This window comes from Dietzia sp. UCD-THP, from assembly GCF_000349585.1.
GTDB classification, from domain to species: Bacteria; Actinomycetota; Actinomycetes; order Mycobacteriales; family Mycobacteriaceae; genus Dietzia; species Dietzia natronolimnaea_A.
Genome location: NZ_AOSR01000032.1, coordinates 136,166 through 146,493, shown reverse-complemented (window position 1 = coordinate 146,493; position 10,328 = coordinate 136,166). Strand labels below are relative to the sequence as shown.

Genomic DNA, 10,328 nt, shown 5'->3' with positions numbered 1-10,328 from the left:
TGGTTGCTCGGTGCCCCAGGACGCCCCGAGCCGCGGCCCCTCCGTGCTAGCGGTGTCGGCGCCTTCGGCGCTGTCAGCGTTGTGGGCGGTGTCTTCGGCATGGCGTACGGGGGTGCAGATGTCGTCGGTGTTGGGGTCCCCGAGGGCGCACAGGGCGTCGGCGCGTAGTTGGTTGCGGGTGCGGGGATGGCCGGACTGCCAGGCGGTGCGGGCGGCGGCCTCGATGCGGCGGCGCAGCTTCTCGGCGTCACTGCTGGGCAGGTGGGCCCACATGCTGGTCATGCCGTTGCGGCCGGGGCGAAACCGGACGGTGCGCTGTTCGGCGGCGTCGGCCACGGCGTGTTCGGCGGCCCGGGGATCGTGGCGTTCTCTCGCTGCGTCGACCGCGGTGTCCAGGGCGGTGCGGCTGGGTCGGTGGCCCCCGTCCAGGTCCCGGGCCAGGGCGCCGACGACCTCCGACTCCACTTCCGCGATGATCCGGTCGGGGATGTCGGCCAGTCGGCAGGCGGTGTCGATGGCCAGTTGTTCTGGCAGCAGGCCCCGGTCGACGGCCTTGCGCAGCAGGGGCAGGCGGGTGTGGATCTGGGTACCGGCGGTGACCAGGCGTGCGGCGTGCCAGCAGGTCAGGGACATGGCCGCGGCCAGGTGGTCACGGGCCCGGTCGGTCGGGTCCAGGCGGGCGAACGCCGGCCGCGGGCTCGCCCCGTCATCGTGCGCCGCCTCATCCAGACGCGCCAACGCCTCGACGAGATGATGCGCGGCCCGCAACCGGGTCGCCGCCGCGAGATTCTGCGCCAGCGTCGCCGACCGCGCCACCTCACTGAGCGCCTCGGCGCCCAGCGTGTCCAGAGCCTCCGGCACGGCGCGCAGCGCCCCGAACGCCGCCGAGCTCGTCGTCGTCATCATCGGAACCACCCCACCTTCGTCGCCAGGTGAATCGAACGCGCGTTCGATGTTACTCGCACGTGCATGTTCGCGCAAGTGTTCGATTCTCTCGACCTGGCCTGTCGGCCCCCCGCGCTACACTCACCGCATGAACGAACCGCCCGCCTCCCCCGTCGACCGCGCCTTCGACGTGCTGCGGGTGACGGCCGCGGGGACCGGATTGACGCTGAGCGAGATCTCCCGCGAGGCCGGCTTGGCCAAGTCCACGACCCTCCGGCTCCTGGGCGCGCTCGAACGAAACGACGCGGTGACCCGGATCGGCCAGCGCTATCGGCTGGGACCTCTGGTGCACGAGCTGGACCCGATCCCCGCCTCCCCGGCGTACGAACGAACCCGCCGTGTCCTGACACCGTTCCTCGCGCACCTCTTCGAGGCGACACGGGCGACGGTGCACCTGGCCACGCTGCACGGCGACGAGGTGGTGTACCTCAACAAGCTGCACGGTCCGCGACCGATCCCGTCCCCGTCCCGGATCGGCGGAGGACTGCCGGCCTACTGCACGGGTGTGGGCAAGGCCATGCTGGCGTTCGACGACGCGGCCGCCGAGCGGGTTTCCCAGGGCCCGCTGGTCGCATGGACTGACACCACCCTCACCTCGCCGGACTCGCTCGCGATGGAGCTCGCGGAGATCCGGCGCCGCCGGCGGGCGGTGGACCGCGCCGAGCTGACACCCGGCCTCTACTGTGTGGCCGCCCCCGTGTTCGACGACGACGAGGGCGGCACCAGCGGCACCCGTGCGATAGCGGCGCTGTCCGCGAGCGCAGCAGACAGATCGGCACTCACACGACTGGAGCCGCTCGTCACCAGGGTCGCGGCGGCCGCCAGTCGCGCGATGGCCACGACCGAGGACGAGTAGCGGGTCGGCGGCTCTAGATGAACTCCATGGTGACCTCGCCCAGACCCGCGAACTCCGCACGGAAGGAATCGCCCGGAGCGGCGTCCATGGCGCGGATCGCGGTGCCGGGCAGGATCACGTCGCCCTTACGCAGGCGAACGCCGAACTTGGCGACCGTCGAGGCCAGCCACCCCACCGAGTTGAGCGGGTTGCCCAGCACCGCGTCGGAGCGACCGGAGGCGAGGAACTCACCGTTCTTGTAGAGGGTCGCGTCGATCGCCGCGACGTCGAGATCCGCCAGCCTCACGCGCTGCGAACCGACGACGTACCCGCACGACGAGGCGTTGTCCGCGATCGTGTCGGGCAGGCTGATCTTCCAGTCGCGGATGCGGGAGTCGATCAGCTCGATCGACGGCACGACCCACTCGATGGCGGCGGCAGCCTCCTCCTGAGAGCACCCCTCCGGCGGGATGTCGGCGCCGAGGATGAACCCCACCTCGACCTCGACGCGCGGGAAGCAGAACCGCGCAGCCTCGACCGGAGCCCCTTCCGGATACTCCATCGTGTCGAGGAGATGGCCGTAGTCCGGTTCGTCGACGCCCATCATCTCCTGCATCGCTTTGGACGCCAGGCCCACCTTGTGGCCGGTCACCACCGCGCCGGCCTCGAGCTTGCGACGGATGTTGACGAGCTGGATCTCGAAGGCGTCGTCGGGGGTCATCTCGGGGTGGTCGGCGGTGAGCGGCGCGATGGGCGCCACCTCGGCCTCGGCATCCCAGAGTCGCTGTGCGAGTGTGGCGCGGGTCTCCTCGGTGAGCATGACGGGGATGCTACCTCGATCGTCTGGCGCTCGAGCCCCCGGTTCTATAACGTGTTCTACATGGCAGACCAGGAGTTCGACGTCGTCGTCGTCGGTAGCGGTGGAGCAGGCATGACGGCCGCCCTCACAGCAGCGAAGAAGGGCCTCAGCGTGGTCCTCGTGGAGAAGGCGCCGCACTACGGTGGCTCCACCGCACGCTCTGGAGGCGGCGTGTGGATCCCGGGGAACTCCGTCCTCCGGCGGGACGGGGTGCAGGACACCCCGGAGGCCGCCCGCACCTACCTGCGCTCGATCATCGGCGATGTGGTGGCCCCGGAGAGGATCGACGCGTACGTCGACCGCGGCCCCGAGGTCCTCGACTTCGTGCTCGCCAACTCACCCCTGGAGCTGGAGTGGGTGGTGGACTACTCCGACTACTACCCCGAGGCCCCGGGGGGACGACTCGGTGGCAGGTCCGTGGAACCCAGGCCGTTCGACCTCCGCCAACTGGGATCCGAGGCGTCGAGGCTCGAACCCCCCTACGCCAAGGCCCCGGCGAACATGGTGGTCAAGCAGTCGGACTACCGCTGGCTCAACCTGCTCCAACGCCCCACCACCAAGGGCTTCCGGCGCTCCGTCCGCGTGACGATGCGCATGCTGGTGGCCAAGGCCCGCGGGGCCAATATGGTCGGCATGGGCCGCGCCCTCATCGGCGCCATGCGCAAGGGTCTCCTCGACGCGGGCGTCCCGGTGTGGCTCAACACCCCGATGACGGGACTGGTCACCGAGGGTAGTGGCCTGGAGGAGCGGGTCGTGGGCATCACCGTGACCCGCGGCGGCGAGGAGCAGACGCTCCGCGCCCGTCGGGGCGTGATCATCGGCTCGGGCGGGTTCGAGCACAACCAGGAGATGCGGGACAAGTACCAGCGTCAGCCCATCCCCACCTCCTGGACGGTGGGCGCCGCCGGCAACACCGGTGAGGGCATCGAATACATGGAGAAGCTGGGTGCGGAGCTGGCGCTCATGGAGGACGCCTGGTGGGGTCCCACGATCCTGCTCCCCCGCGGCCCGTGGTTCGCGCTGGCCGAGCGGTCCCTGCCCTGCTCGTTCCTCGTCAACTCGCGCGGCGAGCGGTTCATGAACGAGTCGCTTCCGTACGTCGAGGCCGGCCACCGGATGTACGGCGGCGAGTACGGTCAGGCGCCGGCCGGCCAGGAGGGAGCCGAGGGCGAGAACGTCCCGGCCTGGCTCATCTTCGACCAGGAATACAAGAACCGGTACCTCTTCGCCGGACTGCAGGCGAAGCAACCGCTGCCGAAGAAGTGGCTCGAGACGGAGAACTTCCACAAGGCGGACACCCTGGCCGAACTCGCCGGCCTGATCGGGGTCCCGGCCGACGCGCTGGAACGGACGGCCACGCGGTTCAACGGCTTCGCCGAGAAGGGCGTCGACGAGGACTTCCAGCGCGGCATCTCGGGGTACGACCACTACTACGGCGACCCCACCAACAAGCCCAACCCGAGTCTCGGGCCCGTCCGCAAGGCCCCGTTCTTCGCCGTCAAGATGGTGCCCGGAGACCTCGGGACCAAGGGCGGGGCGACCACCGACGTCCACGGCCGCGTGCTCCGGTCGGACGGCTCCGTGATCGAGGGACTCTACGCGGCCGGAAACGCGTCGTCGCCGGTCATGGGACACACCTACGCCGGGCCCGGGGCGACCATCGGTCCCGCGATGGTCTTCGGGTACCTCGCGGTCGAACACATTCTGGCCGGCGCGACGGCCGGATCCACCGCCGCCGCACCCACCACCATCGACAAGACGGGAGTCTGACCGTGCCGATCGACCTCTCGAAGGCCCTGGGGGCCGAACTCCCCTCGCAGGAGTTCTCCTGGACCGCCTCCGACGTGGCGCTGTACGCGCTCGGAGTCGGTGCTGCAGGGGACCCCATTGACACGGCCGGGCTGCGGTACGTGGAGGACTCGAACCCGAAGGTGCTGCCGTCGTTCGCCACCGTCGCGGCCACGATGAACGTCACCGAGGCGCCGAGGGTGTCCTTCCCCGGGGTGGAGATCGACCTGGCGAAGGTCGTCCACGGAAGCCAGTCGGTCAGCCTGCACCGGCCCATCCCCGCTGCCGGCACCGCCGTCACCACGACCAGGATCGCCGAGATCCAGGACAAGGGCACGGCGGCCGTGATCATCCAGGAATCCGAGACCGTCTCCACGGAGGGCGAGAAGCTGTGGACCTCGCGGTCCGGGATCTTCGCGCGCGGCGAGGGGGGATTCGGCGGCGAGCGCGGGACCTCGGAGAAGGTCGAGTACCCCGAGCGGGAGGCCGATCACACCATCGAGGTCGCGAGCCTGCCCCAGCAGGCGCTGCTCTACCGCCTCTGCGGGGACCGCAACCCGCTGCACTCGGATCCGGCGTTCGCCGAGGCGGCCGGGTTCCCGAGGCCGATCCTCCACGGCCTGTGCTCGTATGGAATGGTGCTGCGGGCCGTCGTGGACCACGTCCTGGACGGGGACGTCGAGCGGGTCCGCGCCTACGGTGTGACGTTCGGTGGGATCTTCTTCCCCGGCGAGACCATGCGCATCCGCGTCTGGGAGGACGGCTCGCATCTGCTCGTGGCGGCCACGGCCGCCGAGCGGGACGACGCCCCCGTGCTCAAGAACGTGGTGGTCGACCTCGCCTGACCGGGGGCTGGCCAACTCCCCCGGCGGCCACGCCGGTGGATCAGCAGAGGTCGCGGAACCGCTCCACCAACCGGATCCGGCCGGGGGCGTCCATCGCCATCGGGACGACCGTGAGGGTGGTGGCCCCGGCCTCACGGAACGCCTCGACCCGCTCGGCCACGTACGACTGGGGGCCGATCAGCGAGACCGACCGGACCAGCTCGTCGGGCACCGCTGCCGCGGCCTCGTCCTTCTTACCGTCCAGGTACAGGTCCTGGATGCGGGCGGCCTCGGCCTCGTAGCCGTAGCGGCAGGCGAGCTCGTTGTAGAAGTTCTTGCCGCGGGCGCCCATGCCACCGATGTAGAGGGCCAGGTGCGGACGGACGAAGTCCAGGTAGCCCGCGACCTCGCTCTCCTCGCAGATCGCCAGCGGGGGTCCGGCGTAGACCTCGAGCTCACCGAGCGAGGGATCGCGCTTCGCGCGTCCCTTGGCCAGCGGGTCGCCCCACGCCACGTGCGCCTTCTCGGGGTGGAAGAAGATCGGCTGCCACCCGTCGGCGATCTCGGCGGCCAGCTCCACGTTCTTCGGTCCGAGCGCCGCCAGCACGATCGGGATGGTCGAGCGCACCGGGTGGTTGATGAGCTTGAGCGGCTTGCCCAGGCCCGTGCCCTGGTCGGCGGGCAGCGGGATCTGGTACTTGGCCCCGTCGTGCACGACCTTCTCCCGGCGCCACACCTTGCGGCAGATCTCGATGACCTCGCGCGTCCGGGCGAGCGGGGCGTCGTAGCGCACGCCGTGGAAGCCCTCGACGACCTGCGGGCCCGAGGCGCCGAGGCCCAGGGTGAAGCGGCCGTCGGAGACGAAGTCCAGGCCGGCGGCGGTCATGGCGGTCAGGGTGGGCGTACGGGTGTAGATCTGCAGGATGCCCGAGGCCAGTTCCATGGTGGAGGTCTTGGCCGCGAGGTAGCCGAGCTGGCTCACCGCGTCGAACGAGTAGGCCTCGGGGACGAACGCGATGTCCAGCCCCGCCCGCTCGAGGTCGGCGGCCTCCGCGGCCGTCTCGGCGAACCCGCCGCTGTAGTTGAGAGCCATTCCGATGCGCATGGGGGCAACGCTACCGGGGGGTCGGGGCGCCCCGGCCGCGGGTCGGCCCGGTGTCGCCCCGGATCGCGGCGTCGCCCAGGATCGCGGCGTCGCCCCGGATCACGGCATCGACCTCTCCCCCGGCCCGCACGAACACCCCGACGCGTCGACGCAGCGGGGAGTCGGTGCGCTCGTACCCCAGAAACCGCATCCCCGCCTCGGTGGCGACCGCCAGGACGGTGGACTCCGGCAGATCGACGTCCGAGGTGGGGACGACGACGAGGTCGGCGGACCCCAGCATCCGCGCCAGTCGCAGGCGCCGCGTCTGGTCATCCCCTCGGCGTCGCAGCGCCCGGCGGCCGGCCACCGCCGCGAGGGCCACCAGCCACGCGGCGATCGGCAGCAGCGCCACCAGCACCAGCAGCCATCCGATGCTCATCGCCGGTCCGCCGAGCGGGCGCCGTCCGACCTGACGAAGCGCATCGGATCCAGCCACGGTCCGCGTCGCGCGAGCTCCCCCGGGGCGCCGACCGGCTCCAGCCCCCTGCTCCGGGCCGCGGCGAGGATGACCGTCCGGGGCAGTCGCACCTCCCAGGGGCGGACGACCACCTCGTCGTCGTCGCCGTCCAGCAACGCCGCCAGCGCGCGCGCCCGGCGGCCGTGCCGCCCGCGGTACGACCGCGCGGGATCCACGCCCCTCAGGCCGCGGATACGCTCCGCCGGGCCGATTTTCCACATGCAACGGATCGTACTGGGCCGTAGGCTCGCCCCCATGTCTCCGATGTCGCGCCACAAGCCCGACCAACACCAGGCCGATCCCCGCCACCCCGATCCCCGGCACGCGGAGCCCGAGCTCACCGACGACGGGCACGTGGTCGAGCCCAGTGCCGACAGCTACCGGCACGCGGCCGAGCTCGAGATCGATCGTGACTGGTACAAGTCCGCGGTCTTCTACGAAGTGCTGGTGCGGGCGTTCAACGACTCGGACGGCAACGGCACCGGGGACCTGCGCGGGCTCACGGAGAAGCTCGACTACCTGGAGTGGCTCGGGGTGGACTGCCTGTGGCTGCCGCCGTTCTACGACTCGCCGCTTCGCGACGGCGGGTACGACATCCGGGACTTCCGCGCCGTGTTGCCCGAGTTCGGCACCGTCGAGGACTTCGTCGAATTCCTCGACCAGGCGCATCAGCGGGGCATCCGGGTGATCACCGACCTGGTGATGAACCACACCTCCGACACCCATGCCTGGTTCACCGAGTCGCGCTCCGACCCCACCGGGCCGTACGGGGACTTCTACGTATGGTCCGACGACGACACCCGGTACCCGGACGCCCGCATCATCTTCGTCGACACCGAGACGTCCAACTGGACCTACGACCCGGTGCGGGGGCAGTTCTACTGGCACCGCTTCTTCTCCCACCAGCCCGACCTCAACTACGACAACCCCGAGGTCCAGGACGCGATGATCGACGTCCTGCGGTTCTGGCTGGACCTGGGGATCGACGGGTTCCGCCTGGACGCCGTGCCGTACCTCTTCGAGCGCGACGGCACGAACTGCGAGAACCTGCCGGAGACCCACGAGTTCCTCCGCAAGTGCCGGGCGGTCGTGGACGAGGAGTACCCCGGGCGGGTGCTGCTGGCCGAGGCCAACCAGTGGCCCGAGGACGTGGTGGAGTACTTCGGCGAGCCCGAGGTGGGCGACGAGTGCCACATGGCCTTCCACTTCCCTCTGATGCCCCGGATCTTCATGGCGGTGCGGCGCCAGTCCCGGTTCCCGGTCACGGAGATCCTCGCGCACACCCCCGACATCCCCTCCTCCGCGCAGTGGGGCATCTTCCTGCGCAACCACGACGAGCTGACACTCGAGATGGTCACGGACGAGGAACGCGACTACATGTACGCCGAGTACGCCAAGGACCCGCGGATGAAGGCCAACATCGGCATCCGGCGGCGCCTGGCCCCGCTCCTCGACGGCGACCACAACCAGTTGGAACTGTTCTCGGCACTGCTGCTCAGCCTGCCCGGGTCGCCGGTGCTCTACTACGGCGACGAGATCGGCATGGGAGACAACATCTGGCTCGGCGACCGCGACGCCGTCCGCACACCCATGCAGTGGAGCCCCGACCGCAACGCCGGCTTCTCCCGCTGCGACCCGGGCCGGCTCTATCTGCCGGTGATCATGGACCCGCAGTACGGGTACCAGGGCGTCAACGTCGAGGCGCAGCTCAACTCCACCGCGAGCCTGCTGCACTGGACGCGTCGCATGATCCACGTGCGCAAGAGCCACCCCGCGTTCGGGCGCGGCGAGTTCGTCGACCTGGGCGGGTCCAACCCCAGCATCCTGGCCTACCTCCGGACGATGGGGTCCCCCGACGAGGACCCGCAGGCGGACGTGATCCTGTGTGTCAACAACCTCTCGAGGTTCCCGCAGGCCGTGCGACTCGACCTCTCGGGGTTCGCCGGCCGCCGACCCACCGAGCTCACCGGCGGGGTCCCGTTTCCCGAGATCGACGCCGACCCGTACCAGCTCACCCTCCCCGGGTACGGCTTCTACTGGCTGGAGCTGCGCAGTCCCACCGAGACACCGGCATGAGAGGCACTCCCATGAGCATCCCCCCGGTCGACGACGACACCATGGTCACACTGCTGACCGAGTGGCTTCCCGGACAGCGGTGGTTCGCGGGCAAGGGCCGGCGGCTGTCCGCGGTGCGGATCGCCCGGCGCGTGATCCTCCTGGACCACGAGGACGTCCTGGTGGAGCACCTGCTGGTGGACGTGGAGGTGGACGGTCGGCCGCAGCGTTACCAGGTCCCGCTGGCCACCGCGGAGTCCCTGCCCGACGACCGCCGGGCGCTCCCGCTGACCCCGGAGGGCGCCTCACCGGTGGTCTACGACGGACTGCGCGACCCGCGCGGGACCGAGTCGCTCGTGACCCACCTCGCCGCGCAGGACCACGTGGGGGGTCTGCGCTTCCGCCTGGTGGAGGGCGCCCCGGCCCCTGAACCCGCCCGCGGCAGGCTGCTCGAGGGAGAGCAGTCCAACTCGTCCCTGGTCTTCGGCGACGACCTCATGGTCAAGGTGTTCCGCCTGGTCCAACCGGGGCTGAACCCCGATGTGGAGCTCCACGCCGCGTTGGCCGGTCGGGAGTGCCCGGCCGTCGCGTCGCTGCGGGGCTGGGTGGAACTCGAGGACGACATGGCAGACGGGGCCGACGGGGCCGACGGGGCCACCACGCTGGCCATGGCCCAGGAGTTCCTCGCCGGCGCCGCCGACGGGTGGGCGATGGCCACGGCGAGCGTGCGCGACCTGTTCGCGGAGGCCGACCTGCTGGCGGACGAGGTCGGGACCGACTTCGCCGACGAGTCCAGAAGGCTCGGGGCGGCCGTGGCGCAGGTCCACGACGACCTCGCGGCCGCGACGGGCACCACCACCCGGGACGGCTCCGAGATCGTGGCGGGCATGCGGGCGCGGCTCGACGACGCGGTGGCCGAGGTGCCCGCGCTCGACGGGTTCGCCGACGCCGCGCGGGCGGTCTTCGACGAGGTCGCCGGGTCCGGGCCGGTGCCGGTCCACCGCGTCCACGGCGACCTGCACCTGGGCCAGGCCCTCCGGGCCCCGGACCGGTGGATCATCATCGACTTCGAGGGGGAACCGTCCGCCCCGCTGGCCGAGCGCCGTGTGCCGGACTCCCCCGCCCGCGACGTGGCCGGGATCCTGCGCAGTCTCGACTACGCCGCCCAGCACACGCTGGTGGGGGTCGACGACCGGCAGTTGCGGTTCCGGGCCCGGGAGTGGCGGGACCGCAACGTCGACGCCTTCTGCGCCGGGTACGCCGAGGTCAGCGACTCCGACCCGCGCGAGACCGGCGCGCTCCTGAGGGCGTACACCTTGGACAAGGCCGTCTACGAGGTGGTGTACGAGTCGCGCAACCGGCCCAGCTGGATGGGGGTCCCGCTGGGCGCGGTCGAGCGAATCCTCGCGACGGACTAGCGT

The 10,328-nt window shown here is 71.0% G+C and carries 10 protein-coding genes; 5 read left to right on the top strand and 5 right to left on the bottom strand.

Annotation, left to right across the window (positions count from 1 at the left end; translation table 11 throughout):
• On the bottom strand, window positions 1-906 hold a 906-nt coding region (locus tag H483_RS25020; RefSeq protein WP_017836019.1), incomplete at its 3' end, for a DUF222 domain-containing protein.
• A gap of 127 nt (window positions 907-1,033) precedes the next feature.
• Between H483_RS25020 and H483_RS25015 the strand changes: the two genes are divergently transcribed.
• A complete protein-coding gene (locus H483_RS25015; RefSeq protein WP_017836018.1) occupies window positions 1,034-1,801 on the top strand; it encodes an IclR family transcriptional regulator in 768 nt (255 codons plus the stop codon).
• 13 nt (window positions 1,802-1,814) lie between these two features.
• Here the strand turns inward: H483_RS25015 and H483_RS25010 are convergent, their stop codons facing one another.
• On the bottom strand, window positions 1,815-2,600 hold the full coding sequence (locus H483_RS25010; protein WP_017836017.1) for a 2-keto-4-pentenoate hydratase: 786 nt from the start codon (window positions 2,598-2,600) through the stop codon (window positions 1,815-1,817).
• 60 nt (window positions 2,601-2,660) lie between these two features.
• On the opposite strand from H483_RS25010, the gene kstD reads away from it, so the two are divergent.
• Window positions 2,661-4,409: a 3-oxosteroid 1-dehydrogenase gene (gene kstD / locus H483_RS25005; RefSeq protein ID WP_042329070.1), complete on the top strand. Its 1,749-nt coding sequence runs from the start codon at window positions 2,661-2,663 to the stop codon at window positions 4,407-4,409.
• Between the two features lie 2 nt (window positions 4,410-4,411).
• Window positions 4,412-5,272 carry a MaoC/PaaZ C-terminal domain-containing protein gene (locus H483_RS25000; RefSeq protein ID WP_017836015.1) on the top strand — a complete coding sequence of 287 codons (861 nt, stop codon included), beginning with the start codon at window positions 4,412-4,414 and terminating at the stop codon, window positions 5,270-5,272.
• Window positions 5,273-5,312: 40 nt separating this feature from the next.
• Here H483_RS25000 and H483_RS24995 read toward each other — a convergent pair whose 3' ends face one another.
• The 3 genes from H483_RS24995 to H483_RS24985 are packed head-to-tail and all read right to left on the bottom strand — an operon-like array spanning window position 5,313 to window position 7,073.
• Complete coding sequence (locus tag H483_RS24995) at window positions 5,313-6,356, bottom strand: LLM class F420-dependent oxidoreductase (RefSeq protein WP_017836014.1); 1,044 nt, start codon at window positions 6,354-6,356, stop codon at window positions 5,313-5,315.
• Window positions 6,357-6,366: 10 nt separating this feature from the next.
• Window positions 6,367-6,774: a hypothetical protein gene (locus tag H483_RS24990; RefSeq protein ID WP_017836013.1), complete on the bottom strand. Its 408-nt coding sequence runs from the start codon at window positions 6,772-6,774 to the stop codon at window positions 6,367-6,369.
• The gene (locus tag H483_RS24985) at window positions 6,771-7,073 is read right to left on the bottom strand and encodes a hypothetical protein (RefSeq protein ID WP_031264614.1); all 303 of its coding nucleotides are present in this window, start codon (window positions 7,071-7,073) and stop codon (window positions 6,771-6,773) included. The genes H483_RS24990 and H483_RS24985 overlap by 4 nt, the downstream gene beginning before the upstream one ends.
• 43 nt (window positions 7,074-7,116) lie before the next feature.
• Between H483_RS24985 and treS the strand changes: the two genes are divergently transcribed.
• Together treS and H483_RS24975 are read left to right on the top strand one after the other, a co-directional pair.
• On the top strand, window positions 7,117-8,928 hold the full coding sequence (gene treS / locus H483_RS24980; protein ID WP_017836011.1) for a maltose alpha-D-glucosyltransferase: 1,812 nt from the start codon (window positions 7,117-7,119) through the stop codon (window positions 8,926-8,928).
• 11 nt (window positions 8,929-8,939) lie between these two features.
• On the top strand, window positions 8,940-10,325 hold the full coding sequence (locus H483_RS24975; protein ID WP_017836010.1) for a hypothetical protein: 1,386 nt from the start codon (window positions 8,940-8,942) through the stop codon (window positions 10,323-10,325).
• The last annotated feature ends 3 nt before the right edge of the window (window positions 10,326-10,328 follow it).